Origin of the sequence: Psychrobacter sp. MES7-P7E (assembly GCF_002863645.1) — a bacterium.
Classification (GTDB): Bacteria; Pseudomonadota; Gammaproteobacteria; order Pseudomonadales; family Moraxellaceae; genus Psychrobacter.
Genome location: NZ_PJBU01000073.1, coordinates 14,498 through 34,201 on the forward strand (window position 1 = coordinate 14,498; position 19,704 = coordinate 34,201).

General features: G+C 43.6%; 18 protein-coding genes. 7 read left to right on the top strand and 11 right to left on the bottom strand.

Features of this window, described 5'->3' with window-relative positions; all coding sequences use genetic code 11:
- Positions 1-133: 133 nt before the first annotated feature.
- From CXF62_RS03205 to CXF62_RS03215, 3 genes are read right to left on the bottom strand one after another with little or no spacing between them, the layout of a single operon-like run.
- Positions 134-2,137, bottom strand: coding sequence for a TRAP transporter permease (locus CXF62_RS03205; RefSeq protein ID WP_102092935.1), 2,004 nt, complete (start codon positions 2,135-2,137; stop codon positions 134-136).
- Positions 2,138-2,147: 10 nt separating this feature from the next.
- Positions 2,148-2,711 (bottom strand): DUF1850 domain-containing protein, encoded by a 564-nt coding sequence (locus CXF62_RS03210; RefSeq protein WP_102092890.1) that lies wholly within the window; start codon positions 2,709-2,711, stop codon positions 2,148-2,150.
- The gene (locus CXF62_RS03215; protein ID WP_057760864.1) at positions 2,689-3,708 is read right to left on the bottom strand and encodes a TAXI family TRAP transporter solute-binding subunit; all 1,020 of its coding nucleotides are present in this window, start codon (positions 3,706-3,708) and stop codon (positions 2,689-2,691) included. The genes CXF62_RS03210 and CXF62_RS03215 overlap by 23 nt, the downstream gene beginning before the upstream one ends.
- Before the next feature lie 483 nt (positions 3,709-4,191).
- On the opposite strand from CXF62_RS03215, the gene mtnP reads away from it, so the two are divergent.
- On the top strand, positions 4,192-5,085 hold the full coding sequence (gene mtnP / locus CXF62_RS03220; RefSeq protein ID WP_102092891.1) for an S-methyl-5'-thioadenosine phosphorylase: 894 nt from the start codon (positions 4,192-4,194) through the stop codon (positions 5,083-5,085).
- Positions 5,086-5,243: 158 nt separating this feature from the next.
- On the opposite strand, the gene CXF62_RS14830 is transcribed toward mtnP, so the two are convergent.
- From CXF62_RS14830 to CXF62_RS03250, 7 genes are all read right to left on the bottom strand, one after another.
- Positions 5,244-5,594 carry a hypothetical protein gene (locus tag CXF62_RS14830; protein ID WP_228153147.1) on the bottom strand — a complete coding sequence of 117 codons (351 nt, stop codon included), beginning with the start codon at positions 5,592-5,594 and terminating at the stop codon, positions 5,244-5,246.
- 30 nt (positions 5,595-5,624) lie between these two features.
- Complete coding sequence (locus CXF62_RS14835) at positions 5,625-6,287, bottom strand: methyltransferase domain-containing protein (protein WP_228153148.1); 663 nt, start codon at positions 6,285-6,287, stop codon at positions 5,625-5,627.
- 108 nt (positions 6,288-6,395) lie between these two features.
- The gene (locus CXF62_RS03230) at positions 6,396-7,058 is read right to left on the bottom strand and encodes a TIGR04282 family arsenosugar biosynthesis glycosyltransferase (RefSeq protein WP_102092892.1); all 663 of its coding nucleotides are present in this window, start codon (positions 7,056-7,058) and stop codon (positions 6,396-6,398) included.
- Positions 7,059-7,142: 84 nt separating this feature from the next.
- Positions 7,143-7,847 carry a TIGR04283 family arsenosugar biosynthesis glycosyltransferase gene (locus CXF62_RS03235; protein WP_228153149.1) on the bottom strand — a complete coding sequence of 235 codons (705 nt, stop codon included), beginning with the start codon at positions 7,845-7,847 and terminating at the stop codon, positions 7,143-7,145.
- 45 nt (positions 7,848-7,892) lie between these two features.
- Positions 7,893-8,714, bottom strand: coding sequence for a DUF547 domain-containing protein (locus CXF62_RS03240; protein ID WP_102092894.1), 822 nt, complete (start codon positions 8,712-8,714; stop codon positions 7,893-7,895).
- 118 nt (positions 8,715-8,832) lie between these two features.
- Positions 8,833-9,825 (bottom strand): arsenosugar biosynthesis radical SAM (seleno)protein ArsS, encoded by a 993-nt coding sequence (arsS, locus tag CXF62_RS03245; RefSeq protein WP_102092895.1) that lies wholly within the window; start codon positions 9,823-9,825, stop codon positions 8,833-8,835.
- Between the two features lie 231 nt (positions 9,826-10,056).
- Positions 10,057-11,259: an FAD-dependent oxidoreductase gene (locus CXF62_RS03250; RefSeq protein WP_102092896.1), complete on the bottom strand. Its 1,203-nt coding sequence runs from the start codon at positions 11,257-11,259 to the stop codon at positions 10,057-10,059.
- A gap of 370 nt (positions 11,260-11,629) precedes the next feature.
- Between CXF62_RS03250 and CXF62_RS03255 the strand changes: the two genes are divergently transcribed.
- From CXF62_RS03255 to CXF62_RS03280, 6 genes are all read left to right on the top strand, one after another.
- The gene (locus CXF62_RS03255) at positions 11,630-12,586 is read left to right on the top strand and encodes an alpha/beta fold hydrolase (protein WP_057760879.1); all 957 of its coding nucleotides are present in this window, start codon (positions 11,630-11,632) and stop codon (positions 12,584-12,586) included.
- A 224-nt stretch (positions 12,587-12,810) separates the two neighbouring features.
- Positions 12,811-13,632, top strand: coding sequence for a 2,3,4,5-tetrahydropyridine-2,6-dicarboxylate N-succinyltransferase (dapD, locus tag CXF62_RS03260; protein ID WP_057760881.1), 822 nt, complete (start codon positions 12,811-12,813; stop codon positions 13,630-13,632).
- 225 nt (positions 13,633-13,857) lie between these two features.
- Positions 13,858-14,589 (top strand): 7-carboxy-7-deazaguanine synthase QueE, encoded by a 732-nt coding sequence (gene queE / locus CXF62_RS03265; protein ID WP_102092897.1) that lies wholly within the window; start codon positions 13,858-13,860, stop codon positions 14,587-14,589.
- Between the two features lie 75 nt (positions 14,590-14,664).
- Positions 14,665-15,822 (top strand): multidrug resistance efflux transporter family protein, encoded by a 1,158-nt coding sequence (locus CXF62_RS03270; protein WP_102092898.1) that lies wholly within the window; start codon positions 14,665-14,667, stop codon positions 15,820-15,822.
- A 100-nt stretch (positions 15,823-15,922) separates the two neighbouring features.
- Complete coding sequence (locus tag CXF62_RS03275; RefSeq protein ID WP_057760886.1) at positions 15,923-16,558, top strand: trimeric intracellular cation channel family protein; 636 nt, start codon at positions 15,923-15,925, stop codon at positions 16,556-16,558.
- Between the two features lie 71 nt (positions 16,559-16,629).
- A complete protein-coding gene (locus CXF62_RS03280; RefSeq protein ID WP_185156587.1) occupies positions 16,630-17,295 on the top strand; it encodes a trimeric intracellular cation channel family protein in 666 nt (221 codons plus the stop codon).
- A gap of 252 nt (positions 17,296-17,547) precedes the next feature.
- Here CXF62_RS03280 and recJ read toward each other — a convergent pair whose 3' ends face one another.
- Positions 17,548-19,392 (bottom strand): single-stranded-DNA-specific exonuclease RecJ, encoded by a 1,845-nt coding sequence (gene recJ / locus CXF62_RS03285; protein ID WP_102092900.1) that lies wholly within the window; start codon positions 19,390-19,392, stop codon positions 17,548-17,550.
- Between the last annotated feature and the right edge of the window lie 312 nt (positions 19,393-19,704).

The window sequence follows — 19,704 nt, forward strand, 5'->3', positions numbered from 1 at the left end:
AAGTGATGCGAAAATAATTGTGAACAGCAGTCGCTAAAACATTTCTTAAGAATATTAAAAAGGGTGAATAACAAATTTGTTATTCACCCTTTTTTTAGCTTTATTAGACTTACGAATGATTAAACCTAACGCTTTACACGGTTAAAGTTGGCGTTGGCTTTCCAGCTGTTTTTATATTGAATGCAGCAATACCAAGGACAATAATACCACCTGCGATACCAGTCGTAATCTCAGGATAAATCAGCAATAAAGCACCAATAGCTAAGATGACACGAGTTACCGTATTCATACTGCCTCTGAAGTACCCTTCAAGTGCTGAGCTTAGCGCAATAACACCCGTCACCGAAGTCACTACTACTGTAATGATATCTACAATAGGTGGCAGCGGGAAATCTTTTGCCGTGACTGCTAGGCCGGTTGGATCTATCATCAACATCGTTGGATTATAAATAAACATAAACGGCACGATGAATCCCGCGAGAGCAAGTTTGAGGGACAAGAACCCTGTCTTCATCGGATCTCCACCGGATATACCTGCACCCGCAAAGGCTGCGAGACACACAGGCGGTGTAATATTGGCAAAGATACCAAAATAGAAAACAAACATGTGCGCTGACAAGATTGGAATATCAAAACCGGCCAATGCTGGTGCAGCCATGGTCGCCGTAATGATATAGGCAGGAATAGATGGTAATCCCATGCCCAAAACCATTGATGCCAACATCGTTAAGATAAGCGTAAAGAATAATGATCCTGCGCCTAGTGTGACGATAGAGGATGTCATCACTGTACCAAAACTGGTCAGACTCACCACCCCAATGATAATACCAACAACAGCACAGGCCGCCATGACTGCAAGTGACTGACGCGCACCATCTTCTAATGCACCCAAAATATCAGAAAAGCTCATGCGCGTTTCGGCGCGTAGCATACTGATCACAACGGTAAAACCAATGGTATAAGCTGCTGCATATCCCACAGGTACGTTTCTGATTAATAAGAAAATCAAGAAGACAATCGGCAATAACATGTGACCGCGGGCTTTTAATACTTCTTTTACCGCTGGTAAATTTTCTTTAGCAATACCTTTTAGATCTCGACGTCCAGCACGGAAATGCACCTGCGCAATGACGCCTAAATAGTACAAGATCGCTGGTAATAATGCTGCTAAGGCAATCGTGCTATACGGCAAGCCTGTTGTCTCAGCCATAATAAAGGCACTGGCACCCATAATCGGTGGCAAAATCTGTCCACCAACCGAAGCACTGGCCTCAACTGCACCTGCGAAATCTTTGTGATAACCGACCTTTTTCATTAACGGAATGGTAAAGGCACCCGTACTAACCACATTTGATAAAGCTGAGCCGTTGATACTGCCCATAAAGCCACTAGAGATGACTGCTACTTTTGCAGGTCCGCCCTTCTTATGACCAGCGATAGCCAATGCCAAATCATTAAATAACTGCCCCATTCCCGAACGTGCTAAAAACGCACCGAATAGAATGAACAAGAAAATGAACGTTACCGATGCACCAATCGCAACAGAATATAAACCTTCTGTTTTCAAGAATAATTGACCAAAGATATCACCCATATCATAGGGGCGAGTCAAAAGCCTATCAGGCATAAAGCCTAGATGACTGACAAATGGATAGGCCAAAAATATGCCTGCCAAGATTGGCAAAATCCACCCAGTGATACGGCGGCTGCCTTCTAACACGCAAACTACCGTAATTAAGGAAAATATCACATCGACCTGATTGGCCATACCGCCACGCGAGGTCACGATATCTTGATATTCATAGATGAGATAGCCCATACCAGATAGAGACAAGGCAAACCAAATCCAGTCATACCATGCCACTCGCTTACGACTGCTTTTTTTACTAGCTGGAAAAATGAGGAATATCAATGCAAAACCAACACCCACGTGTACAGAGCGCTGTAACAGTGCTGGCATTGGATTAAAAGTGATATATAAATGAAACAGTGAATAGAGTATACAAATGCCAGCGATAAAATACTTCACTGGTCCTTGAGTGATATGACGCGTGATTGACTCTCGGTCATATTTTTCCAATACTGCTCGGTTGACCGCATCCGCCTCAGCATCGTTATCAACTTGAGCATCTGGCATGGTAGTCACACTACCTTGATCCGTCACTTGGGAGTTCATGACAAAAGTCCTTTTTAAATCTATCAATTAAATCATACGTCTTAGGCATGATCACCACTTCAGAATAGTCTGGCACCCACTGGTGAATCAAGAAACGATGACCACCATAATCCATTTCCCCTTTGGTCAGTCTAGATACGACCCAATTAAGGCGAGGCAGTTTTTCGTTGATTTGATAACCCAGATAGCCAGGCTTTTGTATAGGAGCGAGCATTTCGGTGGAGGGCGTCCCTGCACCGAACGCTTCAAAATAGGTCGTGGTCAGTAACAGCTCCGCACCTTCTGTACTGCTGCCGTCTATGCGTTGATACTGTTCTTCCCACCACTGTTTTTCTACAGAATGTATCCAACGTAGCTGAAAATCAGGCTCAGTGAAATAACAAACCTTATCATCAGCACCGTCTACGCCTGCGACTCGCACTTCAACGACAGACTGAAGCGTAGAGCCTAACCATAGCGTAAAAAAAACCAGCGCTGCAATAAATGCCGCGCCAGTTGATAACCATAATGAATTACTTGGCTGCTTGTTCGTCATAGTACTTTTTAGCTCCAGGATGGATTGGGGCTACCATGCCATCACGAGCGGTTTCTAGACTGATATCATTGGCCGCTTGGTGAGCTGTTTTTAGACCATCTAAATTATCGAACAATGCTTTGGTTAATTTATAACCATCCGCTTCAGATAGATCAGAGCTAACCAATAGTGCATTCATGATTGCTGCAGTTGGTACGGCTGTTTCGTTGCCATAAGTGCCAGCAGGAATCTCAAAGGTTTTGAAGTAAGGCTTGGTCGCGATGATTTCTTTTAGCTTGTCTTGGTTGATAGTGACAATCTGTAAATCTAAGCCTTGCTCTAACTCCATCAAAGATGAGTTTGGTAGGCCACTACTAAAGAATGCCGCTTCGATCTTACCTGCTTTCATACCATCAGCAGCTTCAGCAAAGCCTAGATAATCAACGGTGACGTCATCATATGTGATACCAAAACCTTCAAGTAAAGTACGAGCATTGACTTCTGTACCAGAACCTTGATCGCCTACAGCAATACGCTTGCCTCGTAAATCTTCAATGTTTTTGATACCAGATTTTTTTGAGGTTACGATTTGCACGACATTAGGGTATAAAACAGCAATCTGTTGAATGTTAGTGATTGGCTGCTCAAAGTTGTTTTTACCTTCGACAGCATCCGTCACTACGTCACTTAGTGCCAAGACCATGTCGACCTTGCCTTGGGTCAATAGATTGACGTTTTCAACTGATGCGCCAGTGGTTTGAGTTTTTGAGTTTACGCCAAAGGTTTTGACATAGACTTCAGACAATGAAGTACCAATGATGTTGTAAGGGCCAGACGCACCGCCAGTAGCGATGGTCAAAAACTTAGTATCAAGCTTATCTGCTGCAGTATCTGTTGCCGCGCTATCTGCAGATGCAGTATCACTGCCCTCTGAGCTTGGAGATGAGCATGCAGTCAAACCTAACGCAGCACTCAACATAGCTGACAAAAGTAATGGGGATTTTAAAGAATTAAGCATTGAATTCATCCTTGAAGTAATCGGTTTTATACGTTTAACAATATCCGTATTGATACATAAATACGTTACAGACGAGTAATAATATAGCAATTCTACCGATAAATAAACCTTAGCTTACTTTCTCTTTTTCTTTCAATACCTTATATTTACAGCTATTAGAGAAAATATAGGCCATTCATTAATTGAGCTAATATATACGTATGTTTTGCTATGCGAAACAAAGTTCCATTTAATAAACATTAAAACAAAAATTGTCGCTATTGTAAACCTTTATCGATATCTAGCAAATATCGCCATATCGCATTATTTCTTAGGAATTTTTAGATATAGCAAATTAATGAGAATTCTCGATTTATAACTATCTCAATTTATAACTATAAGGACAAAAGTTCTGCTATATTTTATCTGAGCTATTTTTTGGTTCAGGATATTACATGGCACTAGTCTGTGTCTCTCTTTTATTAACCCATTCGGATAGTCCTTATGACAATACCTCACACGGAAGTACTAGCAACATTATCTGCTGATATTGCTATCATCGGTGGCAGCGGTCTCTACCAAATGTCATCACTGACCAACAAACGCAGTGTGACGATACAGACGCCTTATGGCAGTCCATCTGATGATATTGTCCTTGGCGAGTTAGCAGGTGTGACCGTTGCTTTTTTGACGAGGCATGGTCAGGGACATAGACTGACGCCGTCCGAAGTACCTTATCGAGCCAATATCTATGCGCTAAAGACGCTTGGGGTGCGCTATATCGTCTCCGTATCAGCAGTTGGTTCATTGCAAGCGCATCTTAAGCCATTAGATATGGTCGTGCCTGATCAAATGATTGATATGACCAAGCAGCGAGTGAGTACGTTCTTCGGTGAAGGTGCCGTCGCCCATGTGTCGATGGCAGACCCACTATGCCCTGCCCTAGCAGAACTCTTGACGCGCGCTTATGACAAAGCGGATATTACAGAAGGCACTAGTCACCCACAGGCGACTTATGTCTGTATCGAAGGGCCTCAATTCTCAACTCGGGCAGAGTCAGAATGGTATCGTCAGATGCAGGCAGATATTATTGGCATGACCAATATGCCAGAAGCCAAATTGGCACGTGAAGCCAGTATTGCTTATGCCACGTTAGCTCTGGTGACAGACTTCGACTGTTGGCATCCAACGGAAGAAGCCGTCAGTGCCGACTATGCGATAAAGAACCTAATGAAAAATGCGGACAATGCTCAAAAAGTGATTAAAGAAGCCGTTGCTTTAATTGCCGCTGAACTGCCTGATTCAATCGCTCACAATGCCCTCGCACAAGCGCTAGTCACACCTATAGATGCGATGGACGAGCATACCAAGATTAGACTGGCCGCCTTGCTAACATGATTGTAATGCGTCCTTTCCATTTTGAACTAAATACTTTCAATCGGTTTAGTCTTAATCTGACTTCAATCAAGTCAAAAAAGGCCATTAACTAAAATAATGGCCTTTTCTATAATTTAGCATGTATATTCGAAATTTATACTAAATACATCACTTTGATATCAGCAACAACCGCCCAAGCCAGTTGCCAGCACCATAGGTTGAGTAAATGGCATTAACTCACCGCAGCCCGCAAAAATACCGTAGTGACGACTGTAATCACCGATAAACTCAAAATGCGGCGCAAAGCGTGATTCTTGCAGCATGCGAAACGTATTGCCACATACTGGGAATACCCGACCAGCTTCGATAGCATGATGTTTATCTAAATCAAACCGATGTGGGGACTGCTCGATAGTTCCTTTATATATCACCGCTTGTCCGTGATCTTCGCAAGCATCCTCAAGCGAGTCGATTTTAAATAAGCGATAAGTCGCAGAGAAAAACTGAATATCACCAATTTTAGCCGCCAAAGCAGGATCTGTAATCTCAAGTGGGCGATCTTAAACCAAACATACGTCCAAGAATCCCGCATCTCGTGACAAACGGTTAAAATCCTTCCAATATAACGCACCGCTCAAACACTCTCCATATAAGACTGGGTCGTCAATCAAGTGTTGCGGTATACGGCGATCGGCATAGACGTCAGAAAAATAAAACTCTCCACCAGGTTTCAGCAAACGCTGCACACTGGCCATGACCGCGGCTTTATCTGGTGATAAATTGATAACGCAGTTTGAGACGATAATATCAAATCTATCAGCCTCAAGGTCTAGTTCATCTAGCTTTTCAATATAGCCATGTAAAAACGTCACATTATCATAGCCAAACTTATCGACATGATAGGCTTGATGCTGTTTGGCAACGGCTAACTGCTCATCGGTCATATCAACACCGACTACGTGCCCACTCTCGCCAACCAATTGTGCTAGTGCATAGACATCTCGGCCTGAGCCACTGCCCAAATCTAAAATTCGGCAGCCTTCGAGCAGCGCTGGACATACCAAACCGCAACCGTAATACCGACTCAATACTTCATCGTGAATATTCGCGAGTAATGGCTTGAGCCACTCAGGCATATTGCTGATATCACAACAAGCCGAGGTCTTTAGATCATTGGTACTCTGTAACTCTTTGCCATAGTAATTTTGCACGACGTCATGCATAACAATATCCTTATTGAATATGCCATCCAGTTAAAAATCTTAGTAAATCATCTTAGAACATACAACTATGTTGGTGAATTTATTGACCTAGTTATCAATTATCCGTTATCAGTCGTTATCGACTTTGATATTGATTTGAGAATATAGCCAGCCTGACGGCAAATGCTTTAGATCTTTAGGCTCATCGATATCGTGCAAAGGATCAAATAGCGCCAGTGTCCAACCTAGTGCCGCCATGCGCTGCTTGGTGACAGCGGCTACGCTAGCCGTACTCCAAACAATGTCCGAAAACAGGCTGTCATCAACCTCTCTAAACCCTAACAGCACATAACCACCATCAGTCGCTGGAATCATGACCGCATCGTGTTGATTTAGCTGCTGTACCGCTGTCTGAATACATGCTGTCGTAAGACTAGGACAGTCCGTGCCAATTAACACAACCTTGTCAAAATGTTGCAATGCGCGCTGACTGGCTATCAGCATACGTAAACCCAAATCACCATTGGCCTGCGTAGACCAACGCAACGAGTCAGGCAAATCAAGCGCCTGCCAGCATGGATCTGTTGGTGCTGGACTCACACATAGCTCGACAGCAAAGCCCGTATCAACGGCATGCTCAATACTATGCAATAATAGTTGCCTTGCCATACGTGCAGCGCCATCTACCCCTAGCGCTGGCTGCAAACGGGTTTTTGCCTTGTTGCGTGCTGGATATTTTGCAAACAGAATGATGCAGGTATCTTGCTGTCTTGCAGATGAATCAGCTGTCACTATAACGGTCTCTCAATTAGTCAAATGTACAAGGACGAGCTCTTTCTTCTTTTGTCTATCATATTTATAAATCAAACAATCTCACTACTTATAATAACGTTGCTTTAAAACATTAGGCGATACGCCGCGCCAATAATCAAAGCGTAAATGCCACATCAAGAAAATCGTCCGCCATGTACCATGCTGCTGCCAACGCCGCGCAGATGTTATGACTTTGCTTTTTAGACAAGCTGGTCGAGCAATTTTCTTTAGCCGTTTACACAGTTCGATATCTTCCATCAGTGGCTGATCAGGATAGCCACCAATCTGCTCGAACACGGATTTTTTGATAAATATTGCTTGATCACCAGTGGCGATACTCATCAGACGTGAGCGCTGATTTATCATTAATCCAACGATTTTTAACAATGGCTCACGACTGTCTAAGCCCACATCGAAACGTCCCCAGTCATACTGAGCTACTGCTTGTCGAATGTTATCTATCGCGTCAGCTGGCAGCTCGGTATCGGCATGTAAAAATAGCAACACGTCACCTGTTGCCAACATAGCGCCCGCATTCATCTGCTGTGCACGCCCTACCGTAGATTCGATAATACGCCAGTTGATAGCTGATTGAGCAGTCTCTGTACTTTTGAGCACATTGTTAGTAATAGCAACCGAACCATCCACTGAACCACCATCGACCAATATCACTTGCTGCGGTGCTGGATCGAGACGGACAATATGAGCGATAAGCTCAGGCAAGTTGCCCGCTTCGTTTAATAAAGGAATAATAATTGATAGGTTCAATGGGTATACCGTCACATTAATCAGCGAGTAAGATTAAAAGCTGGCTTATTTTTTATTCAAATTCCAGTTGTAATCGGTATAGCTTATTTTTACCTTGCCTTGTTTGAGATCTGCTGTCTGAGCTTTGCTCAATCCTAATGACGAGCTATAACGACCTAAAAACCCTGCCAAATCTTTTGTGCCGCGCCAGTTGGTTGCAAAGTCTTCTTTATACCATTTAAAAATTGGTGACACTTTGAGCGTATCGCCTTTGAGACTGTTGCGGCTACTGTCTGCTAAAAACTTGGACGTTGCTTGCTCTAATTGATTGTCTAATCGCTTGCCGGTAAAGGCATCATCTTGCAATGCAGGGCAACCGATACTGGCACAATTGACTGCAAAGTGAATGCGCGGATCGTTGTAGCGTTTAGAACCACGAATCAGGTTATGCTCGATATCATCAAGTGAGCGCGTCTTACCAAGTAGCGAAACAAACTCTTGCTTCCATGGTGACCCAAACAGTCCGCCAATATCTTTGATAGATTTGACGTTTGGATATTTCGTCAATACCAAATCTACCGTACCAGCGTTATAAACGTTGATTAAAAATGCCAACTGCTCATTTTTACTCCAACGATTAAACTCTGATTGAGATACCTTGCTCGTCGCTTCTAGATAGCTTGTCAGCTTACTTTGATCTGCTTTCATACCAGCATAATTGACTACTGAAGCTTTGCCACCGTTGGTCATGGTCACATGCTTATTTAATAAGCTATCCCAGCTCTGATGGTTGAAGTCAGCATGAGCAGCCACGCTTGCTAATAAAATAGTCGTAGCAATCACTGGTTGGGCGAAAAACGTCTTCGCAGAAAAGTTAAATACTGACATAAGGCTTACTCCGTTTACACTGATTTTTTTATCTAAATTTTTATGTGTGCTAAAAGCACTTAGGCTTTAAGCACCTATGTTTAAAGTGCTTATATTAAAAGTACTTACATTAGAACGGCTAAGGCGTGGCTACTAGCGCTGGCTCTACTGCTTCCTCTTCTAACGCGCCGCCACAACTACTGCCCTGTCCTGCTGTACAGCCATAGCAGTGGTCAGCAATGGCAATGTCATCACCAGACGGGTTTTGCGTTAACAAATCACTTAGGTGTCGCCGTGACTTGTTTGGGACAGGAATCTCTAACTGCTGATTGAAATCACAATCAAATAACTCACCCAACCAATTGACACTAATGGTCGAACGGCACATAACCTCGGCTAAATTGGCAGCCATATAATTAGCTTTGAGTAAATCCATATATGGGTGGAACTGGTCTTTCGCCAATAGCACCGCCCCAAAACGCTGTATCGGCATATTTGTTAGGGCAAACAGATGATTAAATTCGATATCAAAGTGCGCTTTTAACTCACGCTTATAATCTGCTTCAAGCTGTTGTTGATTGGGCGGTAGCGTCGCGCCTTGCGGATTGAAAACCAAGTTTAATGTCAAATCTGAATCAGGCTTGCCGTACCCCAAGCTGTTGAGCTTCTGCAATCCTAATATACTGTCGTCAAACGCGCCTTTACCGCGCTGCTTATCTACATTTTCTAGGGAATAGCAAGGCAAAGAAGCCACCACTTCCACTTGATTGTCTGCTAAAAACTGCGCCATATCCTCATAACCCTCTTCCATCAGAATAGTCAGGTTACAGCGGTCTATCACTTTGACACCTAATGCCCGAGCTGCCGTGACTAAATACTTAAAATCCTCATGCATTTCAGGCGCACCGCCCGTCAAATCAAGCGTATCGATGTTTTGTGCTTGTAATACCTCTGGTATCAGCTCAACCAACTCACGTGACATCATTTCAGTACGATAAGGGCTTGCGGCCACATGACAGTGCACGCAGGACATATTGCATAAGTAGCCCATATTGACTTGTAATATCGTCAATTGACGTCGTTTTATCGCTGGAAAATCAGTATGCTCAAGTAGCTCGATAGTTGATTTCATGGTGGTCTAAAATCCTGTTAGCAGTACAACTAAAAAAGGATAGCAACGTGACATTAAAGATTAGAAAACACAGATAGCGCATTGCTTTTACTGTTTATTTTCAAGTTTGACAATGTAAAACCTGATTGCTCACTTTACGGTTTATCTAATCAATCATACCTGATTATCAATAAGCATTGACAACTAATCATATGGATTTTATGGTTTATTCCAAATGAGCATTAACCTTCGTTAGTTCTTATCAGCTTCGATGAATTGCTTATCGATATACTTCTTGAGACGCCATACCCAGCGACCCTGTAGGTTTACATTACCCCAACTACCAATGGCGTATTTATCACCGCAAGACAGCAGATATAGCGTGCGCGACTTTGGCTGATAGCTCTTCATTACGTTGTTACCCAGATAAGCCAACAAATTATCGGCTTCGACAGCACCGCCATGCACTGAGTGAACCCCCGAATGCGCCACGTATTTATCGATTCGTGTCGCCACATCACCAACCGCAAACACATTAGGATGAGAGACACTTTGCTGCTTATCGTTTACCGCGACAAACCCATTACCTTCTATCTCCAAATCCGTAGAAGCCGTCCATGCCGAGCCTATGACGCCAGTCGCAGCGATGACAGCATTCATTGGCAATAATTTATGCGTAGTCGATAATTTACCGTCACGATAATCGCTCGCTCGTTCTCGAATTATCGTAATGCCATGGCGATGTAACTGCTTAATAACCCGCTGTCGAAAGCCTGAATTAAACCCTGACAAGAGATTCTCACCGCATACTAACGTCACTTGATGATTACGGTTGATGTTCCGTAGCGCGACTTGGGCTGCCATGACCAACTCTATGGCCGCAGCTCCTGCCCCAATAATAGCCAATTGATACCTTTCAGACTGTTGAGCATCTTTTAGAATCTGCTGCCATTGAGTGATAAATGTTGATAACGGTCGTATAGCAATCACGTCAGTATTAGCATAGGTATTAACAGCGCCAACATCACTATCATCACTATCGCTTTTATGCTCGTTGTAGCCATTGTGGTCACGTAGCCAACGCATGTCTGTATCTGCGCCCGTATTTAGAGACAAGACATCGTAATCAAAATGCGTTTGTTCATCGCCAGTCGTAACCACCTTGTTTGACGCTGCGTTTACTTGTACAAGCGACTGCTGAATAAAGCGCACACCTGCTCGCACACAGAGCGATTTGATATCGATACTGATATCATGCAGCTGATAATGCCCTGCCATCCAACCCGGTAACATGCCAGAATAGATGGTTTGCGGCTGCTCACTAATTAAGTGAATGTCTGCCTCTATCGTATCGGCATCCTTTAAACGCGCTGCGCTAAGTCGGCGTAATATACCAATGTGAGCGTGACCTGCGCCTGCCAATAGTAGTGTCTTTTTCGGTGAAAATTTCGTCATAGATGATTTTATCAAGGTGGTTAGTTGCTGTTAGTGTTTGATCGAATGTTGATTGATATAAATGACTTTAAAAACTCATTTAAAAGTATCATATAAATAAGACCAGTCTGTTGCGGGCAAACAGTAAGAGCGTAAATGGCTTATATGTGGCTTATACGGATTCAGCGATAGTCACTGCGTTAACCATTATTAGTAGAATGATATTTTGTATAACTGAATTAAAATCATAAAATAAGATGAAATTATTTATCATCGCCCAGTACAATAGGACATTATAAGAGCCGCATGATAAATTGCGCTGCTTGACCCATTATTTGAGAAACATCGTCAAAACCGTTAATGAAAATTATAAGTAATCAAGGAACATTACATGAGTACCAATATCGATACCAGTAACGATCACATTTTGTCTTCTGACAATATTCACTACTTGCACCATGATTTTTTTGAACCAAGTAGCAAAGACGTCGAGATTAGCGCGACTTTACTGATTGTGCATGGCATGGCAGAGCACAGCGGGCGCTATAGCGATTTTGCACAGTTTTTGGCAGATAATGGTATCGCTGTGGCGACTTATGACCATTTGGGTCATGGACAGACTATCAAGACTGAGGCCGATCTTGGGTTTTTTGGTGAAGAGCATCCGGTACAGTCGTTACTAAAAGACGTGATTGTGATGGCCGATAGCCTAAAAGATCGTCATCCAGACGTCCCGCATTTTGTGATGGGTCACTCGATGGGGTCATTTATCGTGCGCAACGTACTCAAGCATCATGCGCATAATTTCACAGGCGCCATTCTAATGGGTTCCGCAGACGCCAACCCACTAGCTAAGGTGTTATTACCTATTAACAAGCTACTCGCCAGAGTCGCCCCAAGACAACCGAATACAGTTTTTGCCAAAGTGATGAACAAAGTCCTTAACAGCCAACTACCTGATCGTAATTCGTCCTCACAGTTTGCGTGGCTCAGTGAAAATACTGCAAACATTGAAGCCTATGAAGCCGATCCTAAGACTGGTTTTGACTTTACCAATAATGGCTTTATGACATTGTTTACGCTCATGGATACTGGGCTGAATAAAAACTGGGCTACCACTATTGCCAAAAATTTCCCAATGCTATTTATCAGCGGTGAAGATGATCCGATTGGCGAAATGGGTCGCGGTATACGTAGGGTTGTCACGCGTTTGGACAAGCGTCATTTCAGTCATGTCGATATTCAGCTGTATCCTAATATGCGCCATGAAGTGCTGCATGAAAAGGATAAACAGACCGTTTATCAAGATATTTTAGAGTGGATAGAGACCAACACGACAGACGATTAAATCATGATAAATGAGTTGTTTTGAGAGGATACCTGAAAACAACTCATTCAATATTGTCACAATAAGACCCTCAACGCGTTTGCTAAAAGCGGTCAAATTAGCGACAATACGGCAAGCAAGTTTTTGGACCAAGCCATACCTTGAATTTTCTTTAGGCTGGGTCATATAAGTCTTTAACCATAACATTAAGATCACCCTCCCTTTCATTCATTTTAGGAACCTTTATGTCATTACAACAAACCATCGAACAAGCATTTGAAAATCGCAACGAATACAGCCCAGCCAATATGCCACAAGACGTGCGTGATGCTATCAATCAAGTACTTGAGCAACTAGATAACGGTAGCCTGCGCGTAGCAGAAAAGAAAGATGGCGAATGGGTTGTCAATCAGTGGGCCAAAAAAGCCGTATTATTGTCTTTCCGTCTAAACGACAACTATGTCCAAGCTGCTGGCGAACACGTACAGTTCTATGACAAAGTACCGACTAAATTTGCTAACTGGACCGAAGCACAGTTTAAAGAAGCAGGCGTACGCGTTGTACCACCAGCTGTTGCTCGTAGAGGTTCATTCATCGCAGCAGGCGCAGTATTGATGCCGTCATACGTCAACATCGGTGCCTATGTCGATCAAGGTGCGATGGTTGATACATGGGCGACTGTTGGTTCATGTGCTCAAATCGGTAAAAATGTGCATTTATCAGGTGGCGTTGGTATCGGTGGCGTATTAGAGCCATTGCAAGCAAACCCTACCATCATTGAAGACAACTGCTTCATCGGTGCACGCTCTGAAATCGTTGAAGGCGTTATCGTTGAAGAAGGCGCTGTCATCTCTATGGGTGTTTACATCGGTCAATCGACGCGCATCTATGATCGCGAGACTGGCGAGATTCATCGTGGCCGTGTACCAGCAGGTTCTGTTGTCGTACCAGGTAGCTTACCGTCAGAAGATGGCACGCACAGCTTGTATGCTGCTATCATCGTGAAAAAAGTTGACGCGCAAACTCGTGCAAAAACATCAGTAAATGAGCTATTACGCTTAGCCTAAATATTTGGCAAGTACCGTTGTTTATTGAATAATATTGTTTTATATGAAGATGCTGGAGGATGACTCCAGCATCTTTTTTGCAGCTTAATATAGCGTGTTACGTTATAATCCTCTTTTAGTTTGTCTGTATACAAACACAAAATCATTCGTACCATCCCCTGCCTTTTTATTACGCTTGATAAGCGCTTCATCGCCTTATCGACCTTTAACTGTATTTGAAATATTATGAGTGAACCATCATTACGCACCGCCGCTATCCCTGTCACTGACCCCGAAGCAGGGTTACGTCTGACTGAGATTTTTTATTCCCTACAAGGTGAGGCGATCACTTCAGGCTTGCCGACGATATTTGTGCGTCTAACGGGCTGTCCATTGCGCTGCGTCTATTGTGATACTGAATATGCTTTTACTGGCGGCGAACGTCAATCATTAGAAACCATCATAGAAACCATCAAAGGTTATCCGTGCAAGCGTATCTGTCTGACTGGCGGTGAGCCGTTAGCACAGCCAAATGCCATTGAATTGATGAAACGTTTGCTAAGCGACGGGTATGAGATATCCCTTGAGACCGCAGGCGCACTCACGGTAGAAAACGTGCCAGCAGCAGTCAGTAAGGTGATGGATCTCAAAACGCCAAGCTCAGGCGAAGTCGATAAAAATCTATGGTCAAACCTCGACTATCTCACTCAGCACGATCAAATCAAGTTTGTCATTATGAATCGTACAGATTACGACTGGGCAAAAGCTAAATTGACCGAGTATAAGCTAAACGAATTGGTCGGTACGGTATGGTTCTCTCCGATGTTTAATGTCGCAGATGATGTCGATGAACAGCTCAGCCCTGAAGTACCTGTATTGGCGCGCGAGCTAGCAGAATGGATGTTGGCTGATGCCTTGCCAGTTCGTTTTCAGCTACAATTGCATAAGATCATTTGGGCAGATGCCAAAGGCAAGTAACTATCAGCAAGTAATTATCAGCAAGTAACAAACAAAAAGTGTGAACACGTAGAGTGCCATGGATAAGGTAGCGGTATGATCAAACTCATTTTATTGGGCTTGCTAGCAGGTGCGTTTTTTAGCTCGACATTTATCTTAAATGAGCTTATGAGTAGCGCAGGCGGACATTGGTTTTGGTCAGCGAGTCTACGCTATGTCTTCATGCTGTTGATTATTACCGCCGTTATTACGATGCAACATGGCTTTGGTCGTATTAAAGCGCTAATGGGGATTTTTCTTCAGCATTGGGGCTTTTGGTGCATTACTGGCAGTATTGGGTTTGGACTGTTTTATACTGGTATTTGCTATGCCGCAGATCATGTTGCGGGATGGGTAGTAGCAGCTACCTTTATGTTTACCGTCGTCACCAGTTTGCTTGTGCTATTGGCATTTGGTCAACGTTTTGACAAAAAATTCATCGTATATGCTGTCATTGTCTTTATCGGTGTGGCGCTCGTCAATATCAGTGAAGGTCTGCATGCTGCTTCTATAACCGACACCGTCCCCATGTCTGACATGCTGCTTTACGGTGCGCTACCTGCTCTTATCGCTGCTTTTAGCTACCCAATTGGCAACCAGCTGGTTTGGCAGGCTTCTCATAATGCCCGCCAGCGCAATACTGAATTACAGAAGGCAGCAGATTTAAACGTTCAACGAGCTAGCATCAGTGTTGGTATTGATATCAGTGAGCAGAGTGAACCGCTCATATCCGAAGCTTATGATTTGCCCGCTACGACATATGATGCCACCGATATTGATAGCGTACTTCAAAGTAACAACACTGCGGCAACCTCATCCCTACAAAATCTAATTGCTCGTATTCCTTCTATCGAAACCACGCTACTGCAAAATGCCTTTAACAAAGTGTGGCTAATGACTCTTGGGTGTTTGCCATTTTGGCTGTTTTTGGGCATTATAGTGCGCCCTGACCAGCCCCACGCCTCACAAATAATCAATACGTTGCTCGTTGCTCTATTAGCAGGCGTGGCAGCGACCACTATATTTTTGTATGCGCGCGAGCAAGCTGTTACTTCAAGCGAGGTTGCAGGCGTTGACTCAACCCAAGCCAGTGAAGTTATCTTTGCTTTGATTGGGGGTATATTATTGTTAGATAACGCCATACCTTCGGCGATGGGACTGGTCGGTATAGGGCTGATTATTGTAGGGCTGATATTCTTTGCAAAAGACGGTTAAATGGCACTACAACACTACGCCTATTTCGTTAAAGTCATGCATTGAATAATCGCCTAAAAAACACCTATCACTTTGATGATCTCGATTTGGCACTATAACCATGGGTAATGCTTTGATTTTTCCTGATATTCTATTATATTTATTGGACATGGTTGGCATTGTTGCCTGCGCGATTGCAGGGACTTTGCTTGCGCAGCATAAAGGCTTTGATATTGCTGGGTGTATCTTGGTGGCGATGGTCAATGCCATCGGCGGTGGTACTTTACGTGATATGGCTCTCGACCGTCATCCTCTATTTTGGATGACTGATCTTAATTACGTGATCGTTATCACGGTGACCTCTCTTATTTTACAAATCTTCTTTCATCTTTATCATAAGATTGATAATGCGTTAAAGCTCTTTGATGCCATTGGTTTGGCCGCTTTTAGTGTCATTGGTTTTAAGGTGGCCTTAACCCTAGACATGTCTCCCCTCATTGCTATTATGATGGGCGTCTGGACTGCCATTATCGGTGGTTTGCTACGTGATATCATTTGTAATGAGATTCCGCTAGTACTACAGCGTGAGATTTATATTACTGCCAGTATCGCAGGGTCTGTGACTTATTTATGCTTACAGTATTTCGGAGTCGGTGCCAGTCTCAACGAATTTATTATGCTGTTTGTGATCTTTGCAGTTCGTATGCTCGCGCTCAGATTCGACTGGCATCTGCCTTCTATTCGACTCGTAAACTGATTAATTGAGCAAAACTCTACTTAGATAGCCTTTGTTTGACTGACAATAATTGAAAATAGTGAGAACTGCCCATGTTGGCTATCGTATTGGATCCTACCGTACTGATCACTACTTTTGACCCGCGCTCTTTGATATATTTCTTTGATATGATTGGCATCATCGCCTGTAGCGTCTCAGGGACGATACTTGCCAAGCACAAAAACTTCGATGTCTTCGGCTGTCTGCTCGTGTCTATTGTCACTGCTATCGGCGGCGGTACGGTACGTGATGTCATTCTGGATCGACATCCGTTATTTTGGATGGTAGATATGAGCTATCTGACCCTCATTACGATTTCATCGCTAGCGATGCAGATATTTTTTCATCCAAACTCTAGACGAGTAGATAAGTTCCTCAAACTTTCCGACACCATTGGCTTGTCAGCATTTACGCTGATCGGTATCAAAGTCGCTGATAGTATGGGTGCCAATGTGCCTGTAGCGCTGTTATTAGGTGTGATTACCATCGTGGTTGGTGGCATCATTCGCGATATGATTTGCAATGAGATTCCATTGGTACTACAGCAAGAGATTTATATTACCGCAGCGTTGACGGGTGGCGTGCTGTACTTTGCTCTAAAGAATTTAAGCGTGACAGATTGGGTAGCTGACATCTCTACGATGAGTACGATTTTTACTTTGCGTATGCTTGCTATTCGTTACGATTGGCAGTTCCCCACACTAGAGTGGAAATACTGATGCTAGGGCGTGGCTTCATTTCAAAAATGGTGATAAAAATGAGATATATTGCCGTCAAACAAGAAAAATAGCGCAGATAATATCGGTATATTAACCAGCTATTTGACGATGTTTGGCAAGATTTAGCCATTTTTAGCCCATATAGATGACTATCGGGTGAGTTGAAGACACACCCTAGACTAATTGAGCATTAATAATGCCAACGCGCCCATATTTGAGCGCGTCTAGTATTATCAGTTTGACATTGTCGCTTTACCCTTGCTCTATCACAGCCAAATCTTTGACCATCAGCTGTAAGCTTTGCTTGCCATTCCATTCATTGATGTCTAGCTGAAATAACAAATGGACTTGCTTAGCACGGTAATCCCAAGCATCATTATCGAAGTTAAAGCAAATGGCCTCTATCGGATATTGAACGTCTGGATAGCGCAGCGATAACTTAAGATGTTTGTCTTTTAAAATCTTGAAGCTTAATACCTCAAACACACCATCAAATATTGGCGGTGCAAACCCATGACCCCAGATACTGGCATCGGCTAAATGCTCGGCAAACCATAAGCTAAAATCGCTTGCTTGCAAAGGTCCATCGGTGAATTTTTGCTCTGCAAATACCTCATCATCCATCTGAGCCATCACTTCATTAAAAGCTGTGACAAATGCCTCAAAGTTGCGGCGCTTGAGGGTTAAACCTGCCGCCATCGCATGCCCACCGAAGTGACTGATCAAGTCTGGATAACGCTCAGCAACTTGTTCAATCGCATCACGAATATGTACGCCAGCGATAGAACGCGCAGAACCTTTAATGGCACTATCTTCATCCGTTTGTTCAGTGTCTGCTGGTGCAAAAACGATACTGGGTAAATAATGGCTTTCTTTTAGGCGGCCAGCGACAATGCCGATGACTCCTTGATGCCAGTCGTCTTGGTACAGAATAATACTACGCGCGCCTGCATTGCTGGCTTTAGAAGTGGAGACAGCTTGAGTAATTGTGTCATCGTTACTGGTATTATCATTATCATTGATATCGCCACTCATACTCTCGTCGCTATCATCTTTATTAGCCAATGCTTGTACGATACTATCAGCTTGCGCACGCATCTCGCCCTCTACATGACGACGCGTACGGTTCAGCTGCTCAAGCTCTTGTGCCAAACGTTGTGCGGTGCTCCAGTCTTCAGTTAATAAGCATTCGATACCGATGCGCATATTATCCATACGCCCAGCTGCATTGATACGTGGCCCTAATACAAAACCGAAATCTTGTGCATGAAGCTGCTTGGGATCACGGCCCGCTTGCTCAAGCAATGCCAGTATTCCCATACAGCAGCGGCCTTGACGAATAGCTGATAATCCATGATGTACCAAGATACGGTTGTTTTTATCGAGTACCCCAACATCTGCAATCGTCCCAAGTGCGACCAAATCTAAATATTGGCTCACCTGTACCGTAGACTTGCCAGCTTCGCGGCGTAGCTTTGCTAATCGTCCGAGCACATAAAACGCGACTCCAACTCCGACCAGTGCTTTACTAGCAAAGTCACAACCTAGCTGATTTGGATTGACCACCGCTTCCGCAGGCGGCGTCTCTTTGGTCGTGAGATGATGGTCAGTGATAATCACCGTGATACCATCAGCTTGGGCTCGCGCTACCCCTTCATGACTTGAGATGCCATTATCAACCGTCACTATCATATCTGGCTGAAAAGTCTCAATGCCTAACTCGACAATCTCTGGCGTCAGGCCATAACCGTACTTAAAACGATCTGGCACTAGGAAATCAACGACCGCACCCATCTTTGTGAGCGCACGCATCATTAAGGCTGTACTGGTGGCACCATCACAGTCAAAGTCACCAACGATCAAAATACGCTGACGCTCATCAATCGCCACATCTAATAAGCGCACGGCTTCTGTGACACCGTGCAGTGCCTCAGCAGGCAATAGACCTGCTAAGCTAGTCTCCAGCTCATCAGGCGCAATGATACCTCGCCCTGCATACAGACGGGCAAGCGTGAATGATTGAGCGGCAAATGGTTGCAGCGCGGCGGGCAACTCGTCGATGCGAGTGCTGGTATAACGGGGGGTTAAATTTAGCATGAGGGTATTCTACTGGCTTTAGTAGAGGCTCACAATGACAATTTATACTACCTCTGTATATCATTGGGCATTGTACAACTTGATGAATAATGTTCATACATTAATGATAATTGATACCCGCATTTTTATAGCTCATGTAAATCACCTTCGTTTAATCACTTACAAAAAAGGTGCACAGTGTGAGTAATTTCATTCATTTTGCTACAAAGCAATGATTGTAAGCCGTGCATAAATCCATAAAATAGTAAGCAACTGAAGGATTTGTTATCTATTGAACTTTTTATCATTTATATTTTAATTATTTATAAGGAC